Below are 25,090 nucleotides of genomic sequence, written 5' to 3'. Positions count from 1 at the left end.
TAAGAAGTAAGAAGTAAAAAGTAAGAAGTAACAATCCGTTAGTTATTGATTTTAAATTTTAAAATCTCTTTGTCAATCTTGAAACTAACATACGTTAATCAAAATAATAAAAACATGAAAATCAATAACTTGACATGGTTAGGCTTTTTAATAACATTATCTAGCCTTTCTGTCACTCCTAAAACTCTTGCGATTAATCCTGATGTCATATCAACAGATGTCATGGAAAATGTGGAAAATCGTTTAAACCGCATTTCCGAAGCATTAAAAGCCAGAGAAGGAAACTTACCCATCGACATTAAAAACTCTCTTAATCAAGAAATCTTGGCAAGAAGTTTTATTAATGGAGGTAGCGGTTGGAGAAACGGCGGAGGTTTTCTTAATAACCGAGGCGGTGGAGGCTTTGTCAATACCGGAGGAGGCAGTGGCTTTTTCAATAATCGAGGTTGGGGAGATGGTGGTGGCTTTTTAAATCGCCGTTAACATAGATAAAGAAAGATAGGAAAAAAAACCCTAAAAATATTTTAATAAGAAGTAACTAAATTATGAAAATTACTAATTTGACATGGTTAGGCTTGTTAATGACTTTATCTAGCTTTTCCATGACTCCAAAGACTCTTGCCGTTAATCCTGAAGTCACATCCAAAGAAATCACAGAAAATCTTGATAGCCGTTTGAATCGTATCCAAGAAGCATTGAAAGCGCGAGAAGAAGAATTACCAGAAAATTCAGACTTGAAAGCCACTACGGAAGAAATCTTAATTAGTGTCGGTTGGGGAAATGGGCGTAACGGCACTTTTGTCAATGTTAATCGCCCTAATAATTTTTGGAATAATCGAGGAGGCGGTGGTTTCCTCAATAATCGAGGAGGCGGTGGTTTTATTAATCAACCTCGCAATTTTTGGAATAATCGTGGCTGGGGAGACGGCGGAGGTTTTTGGAATAGACGATAAGAATTAAGAATTAAGAATTAAGAATGTATAATTAAAAATTAAGAATTAAAAATTAATAATTAATTTCTCCAAAATTTTTTTGTTTGTAGGGGTTGAATAATATTCAACCCGTATTAATCAGTAAACTTAGATACAAACTACTTAATCAATAATGTCGATCGAACCCAACTTATTAGAACTTAACTTAAAAGATACCACAAAATTTGGACCTATTTCCTTAGTAATTATTCAGCCTAATTCTTTTTGCAATTTAGACTGTGATTATTGCTATTTGCCCGATCGACATCTGCAAAATAAACTATCATTAGATTTAATCGAACCTATTTTTAAAAGTATCTTTACAAGTCCTTTTTTTCAAGATAATTTTATGATATGTTGGCACGCAGGAGAGCCTTTAACTATGCCCATATCATTTTATAAATCAGCTTTTCAATTAATAAATGAAGCCAACAAAAAATATAATCAAACTGAACATTGTTTTTATCATTCTTATCAAACTAATGGTACTTTAATCAATCAAGGATGGTGTGATTTTTGGGCAGAAAATCCTGTACATATTGGAGTTAGTATAGATGGCCCTGCTTTTATACACGATGCCCATAGAAAAAACCGTAAAGGCGGTAATTCCCATGATTTAACTATGCGGGGAATCGATTATTTAAAGAAAAATAATATCTCTTATAACACCATTTCTGTTATTACTAAAGAATCCTTAGATTATCCTGATGAAATGTTTAATTTTTTCGCAGAAAATGAGATTTTTGATATAGCTTTTAATATTGAAGAAATGGAAGGAGTTAACACGGTTTCTTCTCTTAATGGTAAAGAAATAGAAGTTAAATATCGTAGATTTATCGAAAGATTTTGGGAGTTGGTTACTAATAGTAAATTACCTTTTATTGTGAGAGAATTTGAGGTTTTAATTAGTTTAATTTATAGTGGCAATAGATTAAAAAATACTGATATGAATAAACCTTTTTCGATTATTAACTTTGATTATCAAGGCAATTTTTCCACTTTTGATCCTGAATTATTATCAGTTAAAACTAAAGAATATGGTGATTTTATCTTCGGTAATGTATTAGAAAATAGCCTCGAATCTATGTGGGAAAACGAGAAATTTCAGCGTATTTATACCGACATTAATCAAGGTTTAAAACAATGTGCCGATAGTTGTAACTATTTTGGTATCTGTGGCGGTGGTGCAGGTAGTAATAAGTATTGGGAAAATGGCACTTTTGCCTCCTCCGAAACTCAATGTTGTCGCTATCGTATTCAAATTTTAACTGATGTTTTACTAAACTCGATCGAACATTCTCTTGGGTTATAAAACTATTTTATGACTTTTTCAATACTTAAAACTTAACGATATAATAGCTCGATCGAACTTCTATAAATAATTTATTTGTTCAACAACAGAACTTATAGGATAAACTTAACCACAGATTAAACTATGATTCCATAGAAATATAAATAAAAGTTAACGTAAGAAAGAATGGCAAATAATAAAATAGCTTTAATTACAGGTGTAACAGGGCAAGATGGTTCTTATTTAAGTGAACTATTATTGAGTAAAGGTTATACCGTTCATGGTATCATCCGACGTACTTCTACTTTTAACACCGATCGAATAGATCATATATACCAAGACCCCCATCAAGAAGGTGCTAGATTTTTCTTACACTATGGAGACTTAACAGACGGTACTACTCTACGCCGTATTTTAGAAGAAACACAGCCCGATGAAGTCTATAACTTAGGCGCACAATCCCATGTGAGAGTTAGTTTTGATGCCCCAGAATTTACCGTTGATAGCGTAGCGATGGGTACATTAAGACTATTAGAAGCCGTAAGGGATTATCAACAAAGAACCAACGCTAATATACGTTATTATCAAGCAGGTTCATCGGAAATGTTTGGGAAAGTGATGGAAATTCCTCAGAAAGAAACTACCCCTTTCTATCCTCGCAGTCCTTATGCTTGTGGTAAAGTATATGCTCACTGGCAAACTATCAATCACCGTGAATCTTATAACTTATTTGCTTGTAACGGTATCTTATTTAACCATGAAAGCCCTCGTCGTGGGGAAACCTTCGTAACCAGAAAAATTACCAGAGCGATCGCTCGTATTGTGGCAGGGCAACAGAATAAATTATATTTAGGCAATATCGACTCTAAAAGAGATTGGGGTTATGCCAAAGACTATGTTGTCGCCATGTGGTTAATGTTGCAACAGGAGCAACCCGACGATTATGTGGTAGCCACAGGAGAAACCCATTCTGTCAAAGAGTTTTTAGACTTAGCCTTCTCCCACGTTAACTTAAACTGGGAAGACTATGTTGCCTTTGATGAGCGTTATTTGCGCCCTGCGGAAGTGGATTTATTAATAGGTGATCCCACAAAAGCCCAAGAAAAGTTAGGATGGAAACCTAGCGTTACTTTCCCTGAGTTAGTCAACTTAATGGTAGATGCAGACTTAGACGCATTAGGTATCAACAACGGCGAAAAAGTCAAAGACATTGCTTATATTCGTCAAAATATGTTGCACAACGTCAATTAAATAAGTGATGCTCAAAAAATCTTTTGGTGAAGGGTAGGCAAAAGCCAATAGGCAAAAGGCAACAGTAAAAAAAGTAATAGGTAATGAGGAATTAGCGTATTAATTCTCAATTCTCAATTCTCAATTCTCAATTATTATGTTAGATTTAAGTACGAAAAGAATCCTTGTTACGGGAGGCGCTGGTTTTTTAGGAAAACAAGTGGTTGCCGAGTTAGTCAACGCTGGTGCAAATCTCGATAAAATTACTATACCTCGATCGAAAGACTATGACTTAACCAAGTGGGAAAACTGTCAAAAAGTCGTAGAAAATCAAGATGTCATCATACATCTAGCCGCCCATGTAGGAGGAATTGGTTTAAACAGAGAAAAACCAGCGGAATTATTTTACGATAACCTGATGATGGGCGCTCAATTAATCCATGCGGCTTATCAAGCAGGAGTAGAAAAATTTACCTGTGTTGGCACAATTTGCGCCTATCCTAAGTTTACTCCCGTGCCTTTCAAAGAAGAAGACATCTGGAATGGCTACCCCGAAGAAACCAACGCGCCTTACGGTATCGCCAAAAAAGCCTTACTGGTACAACTAGAATCCTATCGCAATCAATACGGTTTTAACGGTATTTACCTTTTACCAGTAAATTTGTATGGTCCTGAAGATAATTTCGATCCTCGTAGCTCCCATGTGATACCAGCGTTAATTCGCAAAGTTCATGAAGCACAACAAAAAGGAGATAAAGTTATTCCAGTATGGGGTGATGGAAGCCCAACCCGTGAGTTTTTATACTCCAATGATGCCGCTAGAGGTATTGTTATGGGTACATTGTCCTATGATAGTTCTGATCCCGTCAACTTAGGCACAAATTTTGAAATTACCATCAAAGACTTAACGGAATTAATCTGTGAATTAATGGGATTTGACGGTGAATTACATTGGCAAACCGATCAACCCAATGGGCAACCTCGTCGTTGTTTGGATACCTCAAAAGCAAAAGAAGCCTTTGGTTTTACCGCTAATATGGACTTACGACAAGGCTTAAAGAATACGATCGAGTGGTATCGTAATCACAATTAACAATTAACAATTAACAATTAACAATTAACAATTAACAATTAACAATTAACAATTAACAATTAACAATGTTACCCTCTTACAAAAATTTAGAGTTCAATTTATTGAACGTCATTTCATTAGCCGTGTAATTCATTACACGGTGAGCTATTGATTAACACCTTCATTCCTCATTCCTCATTCCTCATTCCTCATTCCTCATTCCTCATTCCTCATTCCTCATTCCTCATTCTTCATTCCTCATTCTTCATTCTCCATTCTCCATTCTCCATTCTCCATTCTCCATTCTTAATTCCTCATTCTTCATTCTCCATTCTCCATTCTTCATTCTTCATTCCTCATTCCTTATCTCCCTTCTCAATTATTCCGATACAAAGTATAATTATAAAATTGAGCTATCATTGAGGAAAAAGTGTGCTATTATCGAAAGGTTTTGAAGTAGAAGTTTACACTGGCACAAAGAAAGGAGAGGTAATCGGGCTTTCCAGTGAAATTGTGAAGAATTTACACGGTTTTGTCAGAGAACCTGATAGTCGTAATGTCGAATATACTACTGCTCCTTTGTGTAACTACGATCGACTTTTGTGTGCATTATTACGTCCTCGCAGAGACTTAAGACAATATCTTCAATCCTTGGGTGATTATACCATTATTCCGGGGAGTACTTTGTCTTTAGGTGATAGTAGCAAATTTTTCAGATCAGACCCCGATAACCACTATCATGATTATATTGAGCAAACTTATCATACTAAAATCGTTACCGCTAGTATTCATATCAATATCGGCATTGAAGACACGGAAAAATTAATTCAAGCCTATCGTTTAATTCGAGTGGAAGCACCCTTATTATTAGCTTTAAGCGCTTCTTCTCCTTTCCTTGATAATCAAGTCACTGGTAATCACTCTACCCGTTGGCGCTTATTTCCTCAGACTCCTCAAGATGTGCCTTTATTCCACAATCATAATCATTATATTGAGTGGACGAAACAACAACTAATTTTAGGTACAATGCAGAATGTGCGTCATTTGTGGTGTTCTGTTAGACCTAATGGAGATAATCGCCCTTACAGTTTGAATCGTTTAGAGTTACGAATTTGTGATCTAGTTTTAAACCCCATTCATTTATTAGCTATAACTGCTATTTTAGAGGCAAGGATTGCCCAAATTTTAAACGATGATACCCTCGATCCTTTACAACAGAGTACCATCGATCGAGCTGATTTAGAAGGGGAATTACTAAGAATTACGAAATATAATGAACAAGCAGTGAGTGAAAATAGCTTAGATGCTTTGTTGTATCGTTGGCAGGATGGTAGTCAAATCATCGCTAAAGACTGGTTAGAGGAGTTAATCAGCGAATTGTATCCCATGGCTAAAGCGAAAGGATTTGCTTGTTTTCTCACCCCAGCTTACAAAATTTTGGAGCATGGTAATCAAGCTCAACAATGGTTACAACAATATAAACAAGGTTTATCCATTGAAGAAATTATCCAGAGTTCGATCGAATCTGTCAACCAAGAAGAAAAAGACTTAGAAGACAAATTATGTGAGCAAGTACTAATTGCCTAGTATAAATAATTTTACATAGGTTTGCCTCATAGTCTTTAGTGAAGGGGCGGTATCGGAAAGGGTGTTAGGGTGTTAAGGGATTAGGGAAAATTTTTTAATTCTTAATTTTTAATTCTTAATTCTTAATTCTTAATTATCATGAGTCGTTCTAGTAAGCTAACGTACGATCGAGGAACATTAATCTTACATCCACCGCCGAAGGGAAAGGCATGGATAGATTTTGCCACATGGGATGACAGAATAGAGAAATTTCGCATTCCTGCCATTCATTATCATAGTTTGACGAAGGTTTTAACAGAAAATGAGATACCTTTCATTGACAAAGCAAAAGAATTTTTCCCTTTAGAGATAGTTAACTGTGACGAAAAAACTCCCTATCTCCATCAAACAGAAGCATTACAGGCATGGCAAAAAGCAAATCAAAGAGGAGTGGTGGTGTTGCCAACGGCGGCAGGAAAAACTTATCTCGCTCAACTGGCGATCGAACAGACAAAACAAACTACACTAATTATTGTACCCACCTTAGACTTAATGCAACAATGGTATGCACAACTAGAGGAGGCTTTTCCCAAAACTAAAATAGGCTTATTGGGGGGAGGTTCTCATGATAATACACCTATTCTGGTTTCTACCTATCACAGCGCTGCTATCCATGCCAAAGCCTTGGGAAACCTCTACGGTTTTCTCATTTTCGATGAATGTCATCATTTACCCACAGACTTTTTTCAGGTAATAGCAGAAGAATCTATCGCGCCTTACCGACTAGGTTTAACCGCAACCCCCGAAAGAGGAGATGGTAGTCATCGTTATTTAGATAAGTTAATCGGTAAAGTGGTTTATCGCAAAACTTCTAAGGATTTGTCAGGGGATGCCTTAGCAGAATTTAAAGTTATTCCCATTAAAGTACAACTGACTCCCGAAGAAAAGGAAAAGTATGAAAACGCCATCAAAATTCGTAATGATTTTTTGCGTCAAGCCAAAATTTCCCTTTCTAGTATGGATGGATGGCAACAATTTATTAAGGCAAGCGCTCGATCGAGTCAAGGAAGACGTGCTATGTTAGCCCATAGAGAGTCAAAAGATATAGCTGGAGGCACAAGTGCGAAACTGAGAGTTTTAATTCAACTAATAGAAGAGCATTATCCCGACAAAATCCTCATTTTTACCAATGATAATGATACCGTTTACCGTATCTCGAATCAATATCTAATTCCCGCAATAACCCATCAAACCCCCGTAAAAGAGCGTCATCAAATCTTAACCAAATATCGCCAAGGAGAGTATAAAATTTTAGTGGCTTCCCACGTCTTAAATGAAGGAGTGGACGTACCCGATGCTAGAATAGCAATTATCTTATCAGGTACAGGGTCAACGAGGGAATATATCCAAAGACTAGGGCGCATTTTGCGTAAAGCGAATCAAAAAGAGAAACTCGCAATTCTTTACGAAGTCATTGCCGAAAATACCACCGATGAGAAAACCGCAGCGCGAAGAAAAGGAGAAGGCTATCAAGTAGAGAAGAAACCATCCCAAGGAGAAATCTTGTTATATCCTCCAAATCGTCAACAAAATTCCACTTTAAAAGCGGCTGAATCCAAATCTCCTTGGCAGGAGGAAAAAGATAAATAGGCTTTGCTTGAGAAAAAAATCTTTTTTTTACCTTGACTTTTAACAATTACTTCGTTACAATAATATATAATATTATAATGGGAATCTGTGCGTTTATTTACAAAAAAGTCAAGCCTCCCATTATCTTACATAATAACATAAAACAGCAATGTTTGTCAAGTAATCTTTTAATTTTTCGATTTTTTTGAGTAATATCAAGTTTGTAGTGATGGCTTTAGCCATTTCTGAATAAGCCTTAAAAGGCTTACTACAAACCTTTATTTTTCATTCTTTAACCTGATACCTGACACCTATCCCCATCAAAAGACTTTTTCATCACACCCTAATTATGTTGATCATGGTTTGATAATACACGATGGGGAATACCATGGGCAATCAAATCAATAGGACATTGATAGGTTTCTTGAATCATTTGGGCGGTAATTAGTTTATCTTGGTGATAATACAAAGAACGATTTAAACAAGCAATGGTTTTAACGTGGGTGGAAATTGCGCCCAAGTCGTGGGATATAAGTAAAATCGTCATATACTCATTGAGTTCTTTCAGTAGCTCATAAATATTCTTTTGTACTTTAGAGTCCACATTGGCTGTAGGTTCGTCTAATAATAGTATCTGAGGTTGACTTGCTAAAGCACGGGCAATATATACCCTTTGTCTTTCTCCTCCTGATAATTCACCGATCGATCTTGATCGTAATTTTATCATACCCACTTGTTCTAAACAATGGCGCACAATTTTTTCATCATGGGAGTTGTAGCGGTGAAAAAGACGTTTTTTTGACAATCTTCCCATTCTCACTACATCTTCCACTAAAATGGGAAAGGCTCGATCGAACTCTAACACTTGAGGTACATAACCGATATATTTTCTCCCTTGAGAAACAGGAGAATCCATGATGGAAATATCTCCAGATTTAGGGGTAATTAAGCCTAATAAAGTTTTTAATAATGTACTTTTTCCAGCTCCATTTGGTCCTATAATACCGATAAAATCTAATTCATTTACTTGGAAATTAATATTTTCTAAAACGTCAGTTTTTCCGTAACTAACATAAATATTTGCTAATTTAATTACTGGTTTCATCCTTCATCGATTGGGCTAATTTATCGGCTACTTGTAAGAGATTTTCAGACCAATTTTCGGCTAAATCATCTAATAAGATAACCTCACCTCCTATCTCTCTAGCAAAAGTGTCCACGGTTTTTGAGGGAAATTGTGGTTGTGCAAAAACTACCCTAATATTATCTTTTTTGGCTTGGGTAATTAACTTCGCTAATTCTCCTGATGTGGCTTCTTGCCCCTCCAGCTCGATCGACATTTGTTGTAAATTGTAATCTTGAGCAAAATAAGCCCATGCTGGATGATAAATCATGAATTTTCTTTGATTAATACCAGCAAATTTTTCTGTTATTTGTTGATCTAATTCATCAATTTCAGCTAAGAATTTATCTAAATTTTGTCGATAAATGCTCTCATTTTTTGGGTCTAATTTTACTAATTCATTATAGATGTTTTGTGCTTGAATTTTTGCTAATTTAGGAGATAACCAAATATGAGGATCAAGACTTTCTTTTTCATGATCATCCTCGTTATGCTTATGACCGTGATCATGATCATGATGATCATGCCCGATCATGGGTATTTTGTCAATACCTTCACCAGAATTAATCACGGGAATTTGAGGATTTGCAGACTTAATTTTTTCTAACCATGCTTGTTCAAAAGGTACTCCTATACTAATATAAGCTGAAGATTGACTCAAATTAGCTAATTGTTGGGCTAAAGGCTCATAGGTTTCTGCTACCATACCCGATCCTACCATAACATTAACGCTAACTAATTCACCGCCTATTTTCTCAACAAAATATTTTTGTGGTAAAATACTTACGGTTAAATTTAATTTATTTTCGTCAGGATTTGATGCTGAATTTTCTATTTCTGAACTAATAGAAGAAGTATCTTTTTCAACCTTATTTTCATTACATCCGCCTAAATTAAATAGCGTTAAAATCAATAAAAAATTAAGTATTTTATTGTTAAAAATAGTCATAAATAGTCTTTAAAAATCATTATATATGGCAATCCTTAGTTTTTGATAATATTTTCATTGAGTAAAATTTTAGATTAATAAGTTAACAATAATCGTATTTTAAAAATTATTTACTTTTATTTTATTATTCATAAATGATTTAGGATTGATACATTTAATTATAGCGAAATGACTTGATTAATTGTATGTTTAACTGTTCAGATAATCAGTAGTAATTAGTGATTAATAATTGAAAATATTAAATTTTTTAGAAAATTTATGGTTAAATTAATGTCTAATTTTATGGGTATTTCGCCACATCTAATCTCACTAATATGATTTAATCTTATTTTGTCTCATCGTGATTGTAAGGCTCGTATTCATATGGCTCGTCTTTCTTACTTTCTTCTTAACCAGAAAATTACATCATCCATTTTTTATCAACAGGATTCAGATTTACAAGAATTAACGGATATAGCTTGTGAGGATTTTCCAGAAAGTTTTAGTTTCTGGTTAGGGAATTATGGAAATTAATCCCGTCCGAAAAGCATTATCGTAAGTAATAATAGGCATTTTTTCTAATTCCGCTTGTGCCATTAACATTCTATCAAAAGGATCTCGATGCTCGATAGACAAAAGTCCTGCTCGTAAAGCATGAGCAGTAGTAACATTAAGTTCATAGAATCTGGCTTGTTGCAAAATTTGATCATAATTATCAATTAATTCTTTTGCTTCTGGCAGTTTTCCGATTCTATATTTAGTTGCTATTTCCCATGCAGTAGCACTACTGACAAAAATTTGATTATGAGGATTACTGATAATTTCTCGACTCAGACGATCTAATTTTACATCATTAAATACCCACCAGAGGAAAATATGAGTATCGATTAAATATCTGTTTCCCATTGCTGTAACTCTTCTTCTGATAAAGGTTCAAAAAATGCTTCTCCTAATTTTCCTTGAAGCAACCCCGGAGTGCGAGGTTTTAGTTGTTGATTTTCTAAATCTAATCCTAACCGAAAGTAATGGATTAAATCATAAATCTGGGTTAATTTATCTTCAGGTATATCTTGCAACTCTTGAATAATTTTTTCTCTCAACATAAATTGAATTTTCCTAACTAATGATAATAATTTATATGATAATAATAACAAAAAACTTTTATTCTTCAATCGCTTTAGCCGATTTCTGCTATTAGCTTCGTCAATTTATTGCGAAGCGAGTAATTATTGAAAATCATTAACCCACAATGAAATAAATTTCATTGCTAATAGCGTAACTCTACTAAAGTGAGTTTTGTTAAAAAAATTTATAATTTAAAAACTCCGATTTTTTATCTTCCCCCTTGTTAAGAGAAACAGGGCAAATCGTTAATTTTCGCTTTTAGAAATAGCTATATTTAAACTTAATAATTGCTCTAAAATATCCTTATTTTCATCAAAATTATACGCTTTAATTACTAACTTATCTAACTGTTGATGAAGTTGATATAATTTACTACTAGGCTCATAAAAAAAAGCATTATATAACTGAGTAATTCCCCATGATTTTCGCTCCATTTGCTCAGTGCGATATTCGTGCAATTCGATCGTTTTATCTCTGATTTGTTGGACAATTTTATCTGCCCCTAAATCCCCAAGTTTGGGGACTTTTTTTGTTGTTACTCCTCCAGAATTGGGGGCAGGGGGGCAAACTGAAGGAAATGGGAATGTTTCAAAACAAGTGGTATGAGTATATCTAGTATCCCCTTTTAAAGTTGAGCTTTGAGCTTTTACCCAGATTCGATGAATTTTTGAGGTTAAAATGCCCAGAATATAAAAATCATTTGAACTAATAATACAGTTTAAATCAGCAGGTAAAAAATCAGTTTTAAAAGGCAAAAAAATAGACCATTTTGATACTCTAGGTACAGCAAAACATATATCAAAATTATCCATTGCCTCTCTCAACATTGCACGACTTCCTGCAAATAACCACCAATTTTGTTTTAATTTTTTATCTCTATTGTTATCTCTTTCTGGTTTAACATTGATTCTAACATGATTAAAAGGTAAAAGATAATTACTAGCAGATTCGAGACTTAAATTATTAAAATCAATAATCCATCTACTTGGTTTTCCATGAGGATTTCTTGCCAAATCTTTAGCATCAAAAAAAGGTTTTAATACTTCTTTATTTTTACTATCTTTTTTTATCCACTCTTGAGCTTCCTTTTCTGTAATAATAAAGCCTTTTCCTGTTGGTTGAATACCTTTAAAACAAAGATTCAAATTACTTTTAATTTTTTTTGCTTGAGTAACATCAACAGAAGTTGTTAAAGAAGAATTAATATTATTGACTATTTGATTATCTAAATAATATTGTGTTGGTTGGTCATAACACCAATTAATTATACTAACATAAACAGCTGCTTCTCCTGACCATTTTTGACTTGAAAAGGCTTCATAAATATAACCATTATTCTCTAAAATAAAATCTAAAGACGCTTTTCTTGCTAATCCTTGACTTATTGTATTTGTAGCAACTAAACCAACCCTTCCTTTTTCCTTCATATTCTCATGGGCTAATCTAAACCAATATGTACAAAAATCAATTTTTTTATTTATATTACTAAATTTATTAAATAATTTTTCTACATAATTATCTCCAAATTCTAATCTAATTAAATGTCCTCCTAAAAAGGGCGGATTTCCGATAATTACATCGGCTTTTATCCAGTCAGTAAATAAAGCATCTGTACAAATTATGTTATTATCTAAACTGTCTAAAGGTAACGCAGGTTCGGTTAAATTAAACTTGTCGATCGCAACTTTTCTAGCTATCATTAAAGTAACTTTTGCTAACTCCACTGCGAAGGGGTTTATATCCATACCATAAAACTGATTGGGAGTCACAAAACTCATATTAATTTGTTGATTTTTGCCCTTAGTTTTATCCTTAATTTTGTCTAATAATAATTGCTCAATTCGCTTTAATTCTTGATAAGCAACGTAGAGAAAATTTCCACTACCACAAGCAGGGTCTAATACGTTATAATTCTGTAATTGGAGTTGTAAATTAGTCAATTCTTTAACAGTATTTGCACTGTCGATTAAATCCTCCCAATACTTACTAATAGTTGGGCGCACAATTTTCATAATATCCGCTTCGGAGGTATAGTGCATTCCGTAACTATGTCTCTCTTTGGCGTTGACTGTGCCTTCAAAAATATTTCCAAAAATGGCAGGGCGAATTTTACTCCAATCTTGCTTGGCAACGGTTTCGAGGATTTCTAACTCTGGCTTGGTAAGTTCGATCGAATCCACTATACTGAATAAACCACCGTTAAAGTATTCCACTCCTTGATATTTACCTGCGGGAGTTACTCCCTGATGATTCATTTCACGGAATAAACCCCCTAATATATCGTAACTACTCGCACCTTCTAAGCATTCTTCTACGCAACGCAAAAAGAGGCTATCGGGTAATAATCCTCTATCTTCGGCAAACATTGCTAAAACACATTGCAAGATGAAACGTTGAATTTTTAAAATGGAAGTCCCCTTTTCCAAGGGGGATTTAGGGGGATCGATCGAGGTTTGATCCCCCCCAACCCCCCTTAATAAGGGGGGAGTAGCGTTGTGTGTATCTAATAAGGGGGGAGTAGCGTTGTGTGTATCTAATAAGGGGGGAGTAGCGTTGTATGTATCTAATAAGGGGGGAGTAGCGTTGTATGTATCTAATAAGGGGGGAGTAGCGTTGTATGTATTTAATAAAGGGGGAGTAAGTCTTTGTTGGAGGATTTGGAATAATTCCCCTAGTCGTCTTCCTGCTTTTTCGGTAACGTCAACTTGATTGTTATTAAAGATGGGTTTACTTTCTACCCTTGCCATGAAGTTAAAGGCAGAGTAGCGTTTGCCTAAGTCTTCGATCGAAACTGTATCTACAGGTTCATCTAATTGTAAGTCAAAGTCAAAAATCCAAAATTCATCAAAGTTGCATAATATCACATAACGGGGTCGATCGGGTACAAGTCTTGACCAATACTCGAAGGCTTGGGCATAATGTTTCGATAAGTCTTCCCCTCGCTTTTTCATCTCAATCAGTAGCTTAGGTTTCCAGACTAAATCCGCAAAGCCAGTATTTTTCTTTTTGCTACCCTTTTTAATAGCTTCTTCGTATTTTGCCCCAGCTTCCAATGCACCATCATAACCGAAAGCCTGAAAAAATCGATCGAGAAATATTTGGGCTTCCTTCCTTTCTTGCCCTGTAATGTGTTGCTGACAAAAGGCGATAAATTTTTCGAGGTTATCTTGATGGTTGTTTGTCATGGGAAAGAAAATGATGATAAACTAAGCTACATTGTATTATACCTTACCCGTAGGCGCAAAGCTCTCCAAGTTTCATAAAGTTTGATAAAATGCAATGGATCAATTAAAGTTATAGGCTTAATATGGCTTCTTCACTTCATCAATTCTTAATTATCAGTGATTTAACTTTAAATACTTTTTTCGCAGAGATTTCTATTGAAGAAAATTTGCAACAGTTTTTGATTGTTTTATCTGTTTCTTTATCCGTTGCTACTATCTCTCGTTTTTCTAGTTGGTTTCGACAAATTCCCTACACTTTACTTTTAGTAATAGTGGGTTTAGGATTGGCATTTGTTAATATTAGATTAGTCGATTTATCTCCAGAATTAATCTTAGAAATATTTTTACCACCATTATTATTTGAAGCGGCATGGAATATCAAATGGGAGGAGTTAAAAAAGAATTTTATCCCGGTGATTCTTTTAGCTACCATTGGGGTAATTATTTCCATCATAGGGGTTTCTTTTTCCCTGAGTCATTTTACCTCTATGCCCATTGCGATCGCACTTTTAGTAGGGGCAAGTTTATCGGCAAGTGATCCTGTTGCTGTGGTAGCATTATTTAGGGAATTAGGTGCTAGTAAAAAACTAACAACTTTGTTAGAAGGGGAAAGTTTGTTAAACGATGGTGTTGCCGTTGTTGCTTTCATTTTACTGGTAGGAATACCCCTCGGACAAAATACATTTTCATTCACTGATTCTATTATTCAATTTACCACTTTTGTCGGCATTGGAACTGCTGTCGGCTTATTAATCGGCTTTGGAATTTCTTATTTAACCCAAAGATTTGATTTACCCTTAGTAGAACAATCATTAACATTAGTCTCCGCTTATGGGGTATATTTAGTAACAGAAAAATTAGGTGGTTCTGGGGTAATTGGAGTTGTGGTAGTGGGCTTAATTTTGGGCAATTTTGGCTCAAGAATTGGCATGAATCCCCGTACCCGTTTAGTCGTTTCTGAGTTTTGGGAATTTCTCGCTTTTTTAGTTAATTCTATCATCTTTTTATTAATAGGTGATCAGATTAATTTTGCTGATTTAATCACTCATTTAGATGTGATTTTTGTAGCAATTATTGCTTTAGTTGTAACGAGATTTATTGCCATTTTTATTTTATCTTATATTAGCAATTTAATCACAGTCAATGAGATTAATTGGCGAGAACAAACTGTTCTTTGGTGGAGCGGTTTAAGAGGTTCAGTTTCCATTGCATTGGCTTTAAGTGTACCTACAATTTTATCTCAACGTCAAGAAGTAATTGAAACAGTTTTCGGGGTAGTTTTATTCACTTTATTAGTACAAGGTTTAACCACTAAATTATTTTTAGAGAAGTTAAATTTAATTGGCAATCAAGTCCTTAAACAAGAATATTCTGAACTATTAGCCCGAAGATTTGCCTTAAATAAAGTCTTGGATTATTTAAAATCTATTCCCCTTGATCAAACTCCTGAAATTGATCCTGAATTTTATGGTTATGAAGAAAAGTTGATTGAAGGGCAACTAGAGAATATCAAGGAAAAAATAGTAGATTTACAGCAAAAAAATCCCGAATTTAAAACTATTTCTATGAAAAAATTAAAGGAAAATTTGCTTAATATTGAGGCGGATACTTATGCAGAATTAATTTTAAAGGGGGAATTAAATAAGGATCTTTCCCCCATTTTACAGGAAATTATCGCCAAAGAACAATGAAGAATTGCTTTTACACAATCTGAGGGATAAATTTTTAATACTTCTTTAACTCAACCAAAACCAAAAACGCTTTATAATTAGTACGATCGTAATAATAGAAAAGAATAATAATTATGGAACATCAAGATAATTTAACTAATACTCAAACAAGAAAAGATGATCATATTCGTATTTGTTTAGATGAAAAAGTACAGTTTAATCAAGTAAAAAATGGGTTAGAAAAATATAATTTTACTCATTGTTGTTTACCAGAATTAAATTATGCAGATATTGATATTTCTACTAATTTTTTAGGGAAAACATTAGCAACTCCCATCTTAATTTCTTCCATGACAGGAGGCACAGAAAATGCTCAATTAATCAATCAAAGATTAGCAATTATTGCGCAAAAATATGGTCTTGCGATGGGTATTGGTTCAGGTCGTGTTATCATTGAAAAACCAGAGGTAGCCAAAACTTTTCAAGTTCGATCGAGCTGTCCTGATATATTATTATTAGCCAATATTGGAGCAGTACAGTTAAATTATGGCTATACATGGGCAGAATGCTTGAAATTAGTCGAAATTTTAGAAGCGGATGCCTTGATTCTTCATCTTAACCCCTTACAAGAATGTATCCAACCCGAAGGAGATACCAATTTTCAAGGTTTATTGGAGAAAATCGGGGTTTTATGTGAAAAAATCTCGATACCTGTGATTGTCAAGGAAGTTGGTAACGGTATCAATGCAACAATGGCAGAAAAATTAATCAATGTGGGAGTCAAAGCCATTGACGTGGCTGGGGCTGGAGGTACATCCTGGGCAATGGTAGAAAGCGAAAGAAGCGATAATTATTTAAAACGAGAATTGGGCAAAACCTTCGCTAATTGGGGTATTTCTACCGCCGACTGTGTAGCAGACATCGCCCAAAAATACCCTGATATTCCTTTAATCGCTTCTGGGGGTATTCGTAACGGCTTGGAAGTGGCAAAATTGTTGGCTTTAGGTGCTGATATGGTGGGTTTAGCTTATCCTTTTTTAAAGAGTTCGATCGAATCTATTGAAGCCTTAGAGCAATTAGTTGAGTTACTTAACGCCGAAATCAAAACCGTGTTATTTTGCACGGGAAACAAGGATATAAGCAATTTACAACAACAAGGAATAATGAAGAATTGAAAATTGAAAATTGAAAATTAATCTTTTATTTTTTACTTTTTTAATATATAATTTATAACAATTTTATTACGATTTTTTCTTAGATCAAAAAAATGATTGGTTTAGAACTGATTAAACAATATCAAACTAATGGCATTAACTATGATGTAACCACTGAAGATATTATTAAAAAACTTGAAGACTGGCATCACCGATTTGGGATTACTATTAGTGATGTTAGTTATGACCAAGTAACAGTATCCTTTCAAGTATTACCCGATAATCTCCAAGAAATGGCGATCGAAATTTATGAGTTTTGTCCTGATATTATTGATCAAGGATTTGGTTGTATGGATGATATGTTAGCGATGATGTCGGAATCAGGTCAAGAGATTGATGAATATACAAAAGCGTTACTTGTAGGAGTTGATTTAGATAACCCTGATTTCGGGCTAAAAATTTTGATAAATGCCCTTAAAAGAGAAAAAAAAGTAAGTTTATGGTGGGATTAAATTAACTCTATCAAGATTATCAAGAGAAGGTCATATAATTCGAGAAAAGAATATTATTGATTAGACACCTCCATTAATTGCTAAAACGAGGGCTGAAGCCCTTACTACGAGGCAATCAAAAATCTTTTATAGAGAAGTCTATTACTCATTACTCATTACTCATCACTCATCACTCATTACTCATTACTCATTACTCATTATTTTAAAAGTGGTCCTAAACCGATTTGTGGTGCATAGATAGCACGATCACCCAATTCGTGTTCGATGCGTAGTAAGCGATTATATTTTGCTACTCTTTCACTACGACAGAGTGAACCTGTTTTAATTTGCCCCGCCCTAGTAGCTACGGCTAAATCGGCGATCGTAGTATCTTCAGTTTCGCCCGATCGATGACTGATAACGGAGCGATAACCTTTACGGGTAGCCAATTCAATAGTTTGCATGGTTTCCGTTAAAGTACCAATTTGATTGAGTTTGATTAAAATAGCATTAGCAATGCCTAAATCAATACCCTTTTGCAAACGAGTCATATTAGTAACGAATAAATCATCACCGACTAACTGAATTTTTGAGCCTAGTTTATCGGTGAGTAACTTCCAACTATCCCAATCGTCTTCGTGTAAAGCGTCTTCGATCGAAATAATCGGATATTTAGCCACTAATTCATCGAGGTAATTGATAAATTCTACAGGAGAATGAGCCGAACCATCATAGGTGTATTGTCCGTTTTTGCAAAACTCACTAGCGGCTACATCCATAGCTAAAGCAACTTCTGTACCCGGTTTATAACCAGCAGATTCGATCGCCTGAATAAGCAAGTCTAAAGCCTCTTGATTTGAACCTAAATTGGGTGCGTATCCCCCTTCATCCCCTACCCCAGAAAGCAAGTTTTTCTCCTTTAAAACCTTACTCAAACAAGCAAAAATTTCTGCACCCCAACGCAAAGCCTCAGAAAAAGTTTCTGCACCTACGGGCATAATCATAAATTCCTGAAAATCCACGTTATTATCCGCATGAGAACCACCATTAAGAACATTCATCATCGGCACGGGTAACACATTCGCCAAAGGACCACCTAAATAGCGATAAAGGGGTATTCCTAACTCTCCTGCAACGGCTTTGGCATTAGCTAAAGATACCGCTAAAATGGCATTTGCTCCCAAATTTTTCTTATTGGATGAACCATCAAGGTTAATCATAGCGGTATCCACTCCGACTTGATCAAAGGCATCGAGATCAAGTAAGGCAGGTTCAATTTTATCGATGATATTGTCAACGGCTTTTAATACACCTTTACCGCCGTATCGTTTCGGGTCTTCATCTCGTAATTCATGGGCTTCAAAACTACCTGTGGAAGCACCACTAGGCACTTGAGCTAAACCGACTGAACCACTGGAAAGACGAACTTCCGCCTCCACAGTAGGTTTTCCACGGGAATCTAAAATTTCCCTAGCTGTAATTTCTTCAATTAACATGGGTTCTTGTTCTAACATTTCACCAACCTATATATATTTAACGTTATTCATTATTGAATAAAATCTACCCCTATGATACTCTTAGAATCGTTAAAAATAATCAAGATTTGTTCTTCTCCTTGAGCAAATTCTAAGTTCATAAATACCACATCAGTATCATCGCCTCTAGTGCCTCTTCTGACAGTAGTTGATTTAATTTCTTTAAAATCACCTAGAGGAGTTTTAAAACTATTCCATCGACTCTCTAATTGTTCACCAAAAATTTGTTCTTTAAGAAAAGGATGTAAATGAAGTCTTGCATTGGCAAAATCACCATTATTGAGGTCATTAATAAAATTTTTGGCAATATCGTCTATACTGTCAGCAGTGGGAATATCTATACCAATAATTTCTTCAGCATCACTGAAAATAACTATCCAGTCTTCGGTTACTTTCTCAAACTCAAGGGTAAAAATAGCTAAATCACTAGCCGGAGTGATGATTACTTTAGATTCTTTTATGGTTTTAAATGCACCATTTTGTTTATTGGTATTATTCCAAAATCTTTGTAAAAGTTCTAAAGAAATTTCTTCACGGAGTTGAGGTGAAACTGTGTTTAATACGGGTTGGAATTTTTGTGCAAAGAATAAATTAAGAAGTTCTTTTCCTTTGGCTTCGATGGTTACAGATTTATCTTGAGTCGTATTTTGGGAAATCAACAGAGGATTTTCTGATTTTTCAGCATAACTAGAAGACTGATAAGCTAATCCTCCTAAAACTAAAGATAAGCAACTAACAGTAATAAATCGACTAATTTTCATAAAAACGGACTATTTAATGGTTAATGTGGGTTATGTAAATAAATTCCCACAATGAATTTTAACCTTTATTTGATACGATCGAACAAAAATTATGATACCCTGACTTATATTTACTACATAAGTGAATGATTAAGGAAAAAGGTGGAAAGGGAGACAGGGGAAACAGATGGAGAGGAAGATGAGCTAATAATTAGGGGTTGCAAGTTATAATTGTTTTGCTCTGGCAACTAAAGCCTCAGCCGTTAAACCATTAAATGCCATTAATTGCCCTGCACTGGCGGTGGTTTCTCCCCGTTTCCAGGCAAAAGTATCTCGTTTCGCATTACTACGCAACATAATAGGCTCTAACATGGCACTTGTACCACCAGTCACACCGATCACCACATCTCCACCGAATAACCGCTCAAATCCTGCATCATCAAGGAAATTATCATCTTTGACAGTGCAACTATCCCAAGCCACATCCGTGGGGCGATATAAACGGCGAGGATTGATAACGGAAACGATACGCACTCCATAGCCTTCTGCTTCTAAGGTTTTCGTGGCTTCATAGACAGGAATTAAAGTCATGTCACCGATGACAGGGAAAACAATTTTTTTGCTTCCTTCGGAGTCGTGGAGGATAACTCCGCCTTTGTCTAAGGCTTCTCTGGTTTGCTCAAAAGTGGTTAAAATTGGTAATGGAGATTTACTTGCAGTAATGGTAATTCCCTTATTGCTAGTGGATAATGCCCATTCATAACAAACTTGAATACTGTTAGCATCGCAAGGAAAGAGGGGGAAAACGTTACCATTACGCATCATAGCGGCAAAATAGTTCTCGATTTCGGGGCGTTGATGAGTCCAACCGTTGCGTCCTTGCTCTAATGCCCCTGCGGTGAATAAAGTAATAGTAGAAGGGGTTTCCCGTCTCAATTCCGCCATGGCTTGGGTGACGGTTTGCCAAATTGGTAGCCCATTTATTGCAAATGATTCGTAAGAACACCACAAGGTTCTTGCTCCAAAAAGCGATAAGGCAACGGCTAAACCTGCACAAGCATCCTCACTTAAAGGCTCATAAACTTGCCCTTGGGGTTGCTGAAAATAGGTAGCATCTACGGTGGGATGTACGATATTTAAGCCAATGTTGATGTTATTAATTCCAGATGCGGCGTTACCATCAGCGTTAGTGACGATGAAATTGGGATCATTTTTGCCGACATGAACTACAATTTCACCCATAGCGGTAGTAGCGACTTTTTTATCTCCTCCCACAGCATACTCGGTTAAGGGTAATTTGCCTAAGTCGGGAAGGGGTAACACTGATTCGGTAACGGCTTTGTCTGCATTTGAACCGCCATTAGCCCGAACAAAATTACTACGCACTAATTCCCATGCTTCTTTAGTTAAGGCTCTTTCTTGGAGGGCTGAGATGATATAATCTTTTTCTAAAGTGTCACCGGGGTATAAGTTATGGGATTGTGAACCTCGTTTGTGGACACCTGCCCCTTTTAGTTGTTTAATGATTAAAACCGTTAAAGTACCACCCAAGGCGGATTTACTAGCTTTGTCGGTAGCTTCTAAAACCGCTTGAGTAAATTCTAAGCGTTTTTCAAAGGAAAATTTGGTGCTATCCACATATTCGCCTTCTTGATTAGCGTCATCGAAGTCTTTGGCGTTGACGAGGATTACTTCCTTAAAGCCGTTACCCTCCCAGTAAGCTATCATTTCTTCATTCGTCTTGGTGGATACCATACTATGATGCTCTTGGGAGTAACCATTCCACACTAGGATAGGTAAAAAGTTGGTAACTTGGGGATAAGCAGTATTGAAGTGTCCAAAGCTACTCATAATATAAGGTTCACCTAATCCTCCGTCTCCAATAGTAACGGGAAACAGCGTATTTGGGTGTAATTTCGCCCCTGCCATAGCAAAATGTTGTCCTTGCCCAAGAGGACCGGCTGGATTGAGTAATCCGGGGATTTGTCCCGATAAATGCCCTAAAAGCCCGTGCATTTCCCGAAAACGATCGCTCATATCTTGTACTGTATGGATACCCATTTTTTCGAGGGATCGATCGAGGAATACGGTACTATAGAATCCGGGGGCATGATGTCCCACTTCGGTTATTAAATTTTTATGCCCTAACATGACGAGGGAGGCGATTACTTCGACACAACTAGCGAAACCCCCGGGATGTCCTGATTCTTTACTAGCGGTAATATGAAGGGTAAGGTAACGCAAAGCATCGGAAGCGAGAAGGGTTTGATAAACGGCTTTTTTGTCTGTAGGAGAGGAAATTGCTGTTTCATTGTCTAAAATAGCGTTTTCTTGACCATAATCACTAAAATAGGGTAATTCTTCTTTAAAATACTGGATTCCTTGATAAAATGGGGCTGTTGTCATATTAAGTTCGATCGAATCTCTAATTTACTGCAATATTCAATCCATTTTTACACTTTTTGGTCATTCAGTAAAGTAAATAATTAATTAATTTTAAATAGGTAATTATAAATAGTTAATTAGTCAGTAGTTAGGGGTTGCTGAAAAAGTTTTTTGATGAGGATAGGAGAAAGGAGTCAGGAGACAGGAGATAGGAGAAACCTGAGTTCGAGATTAAAAACCTTTTAAAATAAGGGTTATTGAGTAATAATAGCAGTAATGGTAAAATAAAATAAACAATATGACGATCGAACTAATCAAATTAGAGTAAGAATCAATTAAATACTATGATGACAGAATCTGAAGTTTATCAAGGACAATTCGGATATTTTACCATAACCCAAGACGATCGAAAAGAAGTCATAATCTATCGTATTGGTTTAGGAGTCGCTGCCGTCAGTTTTGCTGTGGGAATATTAGTCTTTTTTTGGGTAGGTTTAAATCCCATTACTGAAAAAATAATTACTCTCTTATTTGCCTTTTTTATCATCGGATTAGGGGTAAGTTTACAAAAAATTCATATTTATTTAAAACCCTTACATGATACCCTCAAACTTTTCTGGATAATCGGTACAATTAGTACTATCATCTTTTCGATCGAAAGTCAAGGAAATTTAGTAACTTTTATCAATAACAATCCCTTAAGTTTATTAGGAATTGGCTTTATTTTTGCTAGTTTAACAGGAATATTTATTAAAGAAGCCTTCTGTTTTAACCGTGTAGAATCAAAAGTTTTAACCTTGATGATTCCCAGTTTATTACTAGGTTATATGCTTGATATTTTCACCTTAAAATTAGAACAATTTTTACTAGCTACATGGGGAATATTATTTTTAGTATTTATCATGAATAAAACCATTCAAGACATTACCCCAGACATAGGAGATAAATCAGTATTTGAATACTTAAAAAATCAAAAAAATAAACAAATTAATTAATTATTAACTATTTAAAAGGTTGCCCCCAATATTGCCAAGACTCTTTATTAAAAGGCGATCGCCACTTAATAATTAATTGTTTTTCTATGGATTGACGTAACTTTCTCTCCGTAGAAATTCCCCATAAAAAAGCACTACGAATAGTCAAATTTAGCTTATATTTGCGATGCAATTCAACATAATTTTGAATATAACTTTTACAATCATGATTAACCCATCTTTGATGAGGAGATAACTTAGTTTCTCCTACATATAAAAGTAAATTAGCATCAGTATCTAAGATAAAATAAAGACAACTGCTACTAAGATTATAGTTCGGTAAATCATAAAATTGATCAGGATGAGTTTCAAGAGAAAAAGGATCAAATAAATCCACATCAAATAAACTAATATTATCCTCAAAAAAAGTAGTTTGTTGAGATAAATTATTTCGTTGATTTTGTTGATAAGTATAAAGATTATTTTTCCATGTTTTTAAGAAGTCATAACTCATAACAAAATCAGACACTAAATTCGGCTTTTTCACCTCATAAATTGCCTGTGATTCAAATAAACTCAATTGCTGATTATTACCTTTTCCTAATGGATAATGAGAATAAGACATCATTAATTAATGGAGAATGGAGAATGGAGAATGGAGAATGGAGAATGGAGAATGGAGAATGGAGAATGGAGAATGGAGAATGGAGAATGGAGAATGGAGAATGGAAAACGCATCAATTTTTTTCTAGTCTTCTAGTCTTCCTGCCTATCTTCGGAGTCTTCTACCTCGTCAATATCTCACAAATCAAATCAGATTGCTATATAATTATTTGGGTAATTATATCAAAGAGAGATAAAAAATGCCCCATACTATTGTAACAGATGTTTGTGAAGGAATCGCCGATTGTGTTTCAGCTTGTCCTGTAGCGTGTATTCACGAAGGAGTAAGTAAAAATATAAAAGGCACGGATTGGTATTGGATTGATTTTGATACTTGTATAGACTGTGGAATTTGTCTTCAAGTTTGCCCCGTAGAAGATGCAATTTTAGCAGAAGAACGACCAGAATTGCAAAAAACCCCTGTTTAACTTACCCATTATCCATTTTCCATTCTCAATTCTCAATTCTCAATTCTCAATTCTCAATTCTCAATTCTCAATTCTCAATTCTCAATTCTCAATTCTCAATTATCCATTCTCAATTATCCATTCTCAATTATTATGAGTCCTATGCTAGAAGTAAAAAATGTTTATGCTGGATATATAAAAGACTTAAACATTTTACAAGGTATAAATTTTAAAATTGAAGCACATGAGTTAGTAACGGTAATAGGTCCTAATGGTGCAGGAAAGTCCACTCTAGCAAAGACGATTTTTGGATTATTATCACCAAATCAGGGCAAAATCATTTTTAAAGGAGAAAATATTGCCGGATTAAAGCCTAATGAGATTGTTAGGCGGGGAATGTGTTATGTGCCTCAAATTGTCAATGTTTTTCCTAGTCTCACCATTGAGGAAAATTTGGAAATGGGTGCTTATACTTTATCAGGCTCAAGCAAGAAACAAAAAGAGCTAATATATACTATGTTTCCTAAATTGAAAGAAAGGGCAAAACAAAAAGCTGGTACATTATCAGGAGGTGAAAGACAAATGTTAGCCATGGGGAGGGCTTTAATGCTAGACCCTGATTTGTTATTATTGGATGAACCATCAGCGGCACTTTCGCCTATTTTGGTTAATAATATTTTTGAACAAATAAAAGCAATAAATGCTACGGGAAAGGCTATTGTTTTAGTAGAACAAAATGCTAAAAAAGCCTTAATGATGGCGCATCGTGGTTATGTTTTGGAAAGCGGTAGAGATGCCATTGAGGGGGGAGGTGAAGACTTACTTAATAATCCTCAAGTTGCCCAATTATATCTCGGTGTCAGTCATTAATTTTTTTATAGGTTAGAATGGGATATTTAGGCTTGAAAAATA

Annotated in this window: 24 protein-coding genes; 15 read left to right on the top strand and 9 right to left on the bottom strand. The window is 35.1% G+C overall.

The features are described from left to right. Positions 1-114 precede the first annotated feature (114 nt). The 7 genes from grrA (SYN6308_RS19470) to SYN6308_RS19435 all read left to right on the top strand — a co-directional run bounded on the left by grrA (SYN6308_RS19470) (position 115) and on the right by SYN6308_RS19435 (position 7,780). The gene (gene grrA / locus SYN6308_RS19470) at positions 115-483 is read left to right on the top strand and encodes a GrrA/OscA1 family cyclophane-containing rSAM-modified RiPP (RefSeq protein ID WP_017296134.1); all 369 of its coding nucleotides are present in this window, start codon (positions 115-117) and stop codon (positions 481-483) included. Positions 484-545: 62 nt separating this feature from the next. After that, positions 546-953: a GrrA/OscA1 family cyclophane-containing rSAM-modified RiPP gene (grrA, locus tag SYN6308_RS23585; RefSeq protein ID WP_017296133.1), complete on the top strand. Its 408-nt coding sequence runs from the start codon at positions 546-548 to the stop codon at positions 951-953. Positions 954-1,104: 151 nt separating this feature from the next. Beyond that, positions 1,105-2,283, top strand: a complete 1,179-nt coding sequence (gene grrM, locus SYN6308_RS19460; RefSeq protein WP_017296132.1) for a cyclophane-forming radical SAM/SPASM peptide maturase GrrM/OscB — start codon at positions 1,105-1,107, stop codon at positions 2,281-2,283. A gap of 165 nt (positions 2,284-2,448) precedes the next feature. Beyond that, the gene (gene gmd, locus SYN6308_RS19455) at positions 2,449-3,513 is read left to right on the top strand and encodes a GDP-mannose 4,6-dehydratase (protein ID WP_017296131.1); all 1,065 of its coding nucleotides are present in this window, start codon (positions 2,449-2,451) and stop codon (positions 3,511-3,513) included. 136 nt (positions 3,514-3,649) lie between these two features. Beyond that, entirely contained in the window at positions 3,650-4,585 is a 936-nt protein-coding gene (locus SYN6308_RS19450) for a GDP-L-fucose synthase family protein (protein WP_017296130.1), read from the top strand. A gap of 411 nt (positions 4,586-4,996) precedes the next feature. Continuing rightward, the gene (gene gshA / locus SYN6308_RS19440) at positions 4,997-6,151 is read left to right on the top strand and encodes a glutamate--cysteine ligase (protein ID WP_017296129.1); all 1,155 of its coding nucleotides are present in this window, start codon (positions 4,997-4,999) and stop codon (positions 6,149-6,151) included. 138 nt (positions 6,152-6,289) lie between these two features. Next, positions 6,290-7,780, top strand: a complete 1,491-nt coding sequence (locus SYN6308_RS19435; RefSeq protein WP_017296128.1) for a DEAD/DEAH box helicase — start codon at positions 6,290-6,292, stop codon at positions 7,778-7,780. Positions 7,781-8,102: 322 nt separating this feature from the next. Here SYN6308_RS19435 and SYN6308_RS19430 read toward each other — a convergent pair whose 3' ends face one another. After that, positions 8,103-8,864, bottom strand: coding sequence for a metal ABC transporter ATP-binding protein (locus tag SYN6308_RS19430; RefSeq protein WP_017296127.1), 762 nt, complete (start codon positions 8,862-8,864; stop codon positions 8,103-8,105). Next, positions 8,848-9,831, bottom strand: a complete 984-nt coding sequence (locus SYN6308_RS19425; protein ID WP_017296126.1) for a metal ABC transporter solute-binding protein, Zn/Mn family — start codon at positions 9,829-9,831, stop codon at positions 8,848-8,850. Before SYN6308_RS19425 ends, SYN6308_RS19430 begins: the two co-directional genes overlap by 17 nt. 330 nt (positions 9,832-10,161) lie before the next feature. Here SYN6308_RS19425 and SYN6308_RS24735 point away from each other — a divergent pair, with 330 nt between their 5' ends. Continuing rightward, positions 10,162-10,344, top strand: coding sequence for a hypothetical protein (locus tag SYN6308_RS24735; protein WP_144051476.1), 183 nt, complete (start codon positions 10,162-10,164; stop codon positions 10,342-10,344). Here the strand turns inward: SYN6308_RS24735 and SYN6308_RS19420 are convergent. From SYN6308_RS19420 to SYN6308_RS19410, 3 genes are all read right to left on the bottom strand, one after another. Beyond that, complete coding sequence (locus tag SYN6308_RS19420; RefSeq protein ID WP_017296125.1) at positions 10,324-10,716, bottom strand: type II toxin-antitoxin system VapC family toxin; 393 nt, start codon at positions 10,714-10,716, stop codon at positions 10,324-10,326. The genes SYN6308_RS24735 and SYN6308_RS19420 overlap by 21 nt on opposite strands. Further along, on the bottom strand, positions 10,698-10,913 hold the full coding sequence (locus SYN6308_RS19415; RefSeq protein ID WP_017296124.1) for a hypothetical protein: 216 nt from the start codon (positions 10,911-10,913) through the stop codon (positions 10,698-10,700). Before SYN6308_RS19415 ends, SYN6308_RS19420 begins: the two co-directional genes overlap by 19 nt. A gap of 267 nt (positions 10,914-11,180) precedes the next feature. Further along, positions 11,181-14,120 (bottom strand): DNA methyltransferase, encoded by a 2,940-nt coding sequence (locus SYN6308_RS19410; protein WP_017296123.1) that lies wholly within the window; start codon positions 14,118-14,120, stop codon positions 11,181-11,183. Between the two features lie 122 nt (positions 14,121-14,242). Between SYN6308_RS19410 and SYN6308_RS19405 the strand changes: the two genes are divergently transcribed. The 3 genes from SYN6308_RS19405 (at position 14,243) to SYN6308_RS19395 (ending at position 17,495) form a co-directional block, all read left to right on the top strand. Beyond that, positions 14,243-15,850: a Na+/H+ antiporter gene (locus SYN6308_RS19405; protein ID WP_017296122.1), complete on the top strand. Its 1,608-nt coding sequence runs from the start codon at positions 14,243-14,245 to the stop codon at positions 15,848-15,850. 113 nt (positions 15,851-15,963) lie between these two features. Continuing rightward, positions 15,964-17,004 carry a type 2 isopentenyl-diphosphate Delta-isomerase gene (gene fni, locus SYN6308_RS19400; protein ID WP_017296121.1) on the top strand — a complete coding sequence of 347 codons (1,041 nt, stop codon included), beginning with the start codon at positions 15,964-15,966 and terminating at the stop codon, positions 17,002-17,004. A 92-nt stretch (positions 17,005-17,096) separates the two neighbouring features. Continuing rightward, on the top strand, positions 17,097-17,495 hold the full coding sequence (locus SYN6308_RS19395; RefSeq protein WP_017296120.1) for a DUF4253 domain-containing protein: 399 nt from the start codon (positions 17,097-17,099) through the stop codon (positions 17,493-17,495). 197 nt (positions 17,496-17,692) lie between these two features. Here the strand turns inward: SYN6308_RS19395 and eno are convergent, their stop codons facing one another. From eno to SYN6308_RS19380, 3 genes are all read right to left on the bottom strand, one after another. Next, positions 17,693-18,988, bottom strand: coding sequence for a phosphopyruvate hydratase (gene eno / locus SYN6308_RS19390; protein ID WP_017296119.1), 1,296 nt, complete (start codon positions 18,986-18,988; stop codon positions 17,693-17,695). Between the two features lie 32 nt (positions 18,989-19,020). Next, positions 19,021-19,770, bottom strand: coding sequence for a DUF3887 domain-containing protein (locus SYN6308_RS19385; protein WP_017296118.1), 750 nt, complete (start codon positions 19,768-19,770; stop codon positions 19,021-19,023). Between the two features lie 204 nt (positions 19,771-19,974). After that, positions 19,975-22,155: a phosphoketolase family protein gene (locus SYN6308_RS19380; RefSeq protein WP_017296117.1), complete on the bottom strand. Its 2,181-nt coding sequence runs from the start codon at positions 22,153-22,155 to the stop codon at positions 19,975-19,977. A gap of 326 nt (positions 22,156-22,481) precedes the next feature. Between SYN6308_RS19380 and SYN6308_RS19375 the strand changes: the two genes are divergently transcribed. Further along, positions 22,482-23,129 carry a DUF2301 domain-containing membrane protein gene (locus SYN6308_RS19375; protein WP_017296116.1) on the top strand — a complete coding sequence of 216 codons (648 nt, stop codon included), beginning with the start codon at positions 22,482-22,484 and terminating at the stop codon, positions 23,127-23,129. A 7-nt stretch (positions 23,130-23,136) separates the two neighbouring features. Here the strand turns inward: SYN6308_RS19375 and SYN6308_RS19370 are convergent, their stop codons facing one another. Further along, the gene (locus SYN6308_RS19370; protein WP_017296115.1) at positions 23,137-23,733 is read right to left on the bottom strand and encodes a hypothetical protein; all 597 of its coding nucleotides are present in this window, start codon (positions 23,731-23,733) and stop codon (positions 23,137-23,139) included. A gap of 9 nt (positions 23,734-23,742) precedes the next feature. Here SYN6308_RS19370 and SYN6308_RS25865 point away from each other — a divergent pair, with 9 nt between their 5' ends. From SYN6308_RS25865 to SYN6308_RS19355, 3 genes are all read left to right on the top strand, one after another. After that, on the top strand, positions 23,743-23,868 hold the full coding sequence (locus SYN6308_RS25865) for a hypothetical protein (RefSeq protein WP_272943044.1): 126 nt from the start codon (positions 23,743-23,745) through the stop codon (positions 23,866-23,868). Positions 23,869-23,971: 103 nt separating this feature from the next. Beyond that, positions 23,972-24,199, top strand: coding sequence for an indolepyruvate ferredoxin oxidoreductase subunit alpha (locus SYN6308_RS19360; RefSeq protein WP_017296113.1), 228 nt, complete (start codon positions 23,972-23,974; stop codon positions 24,197-24,199). Between the two features lie 132 nt (positions 24,200-24,331). Next, positions 24,332-25,048 carry an ABC transporter ATP-binding protein gene (locus SYN6308_RS19355; protein WP_017296112.1) on the top strand — a complete coding sequence of 239 codons (717 nt, stop codon included), beginning with the start codon at positions 24,332-24,334 and terminating at the stop codon, positions 25,046-25,048. Positions 25,049-25,090 lie beyond the last annotated feature (42 nt).

This window comes from Geminocystis herdmanii PCC 6308 (assembly GCF_000332235.1).
Taxonomy (GTDB): domain Bacteria; phylum Cyanobacteriota; class Cyanobacteriia; order Cyanobacteriales; family Cyanobacteriaceae; genus Geminocystis; species Geminocystis herdmanii.
Note: the sequence above shows the minus strand (reverse complement) of the source record. Positions and strands in the feature narration are given on the sequence as shown.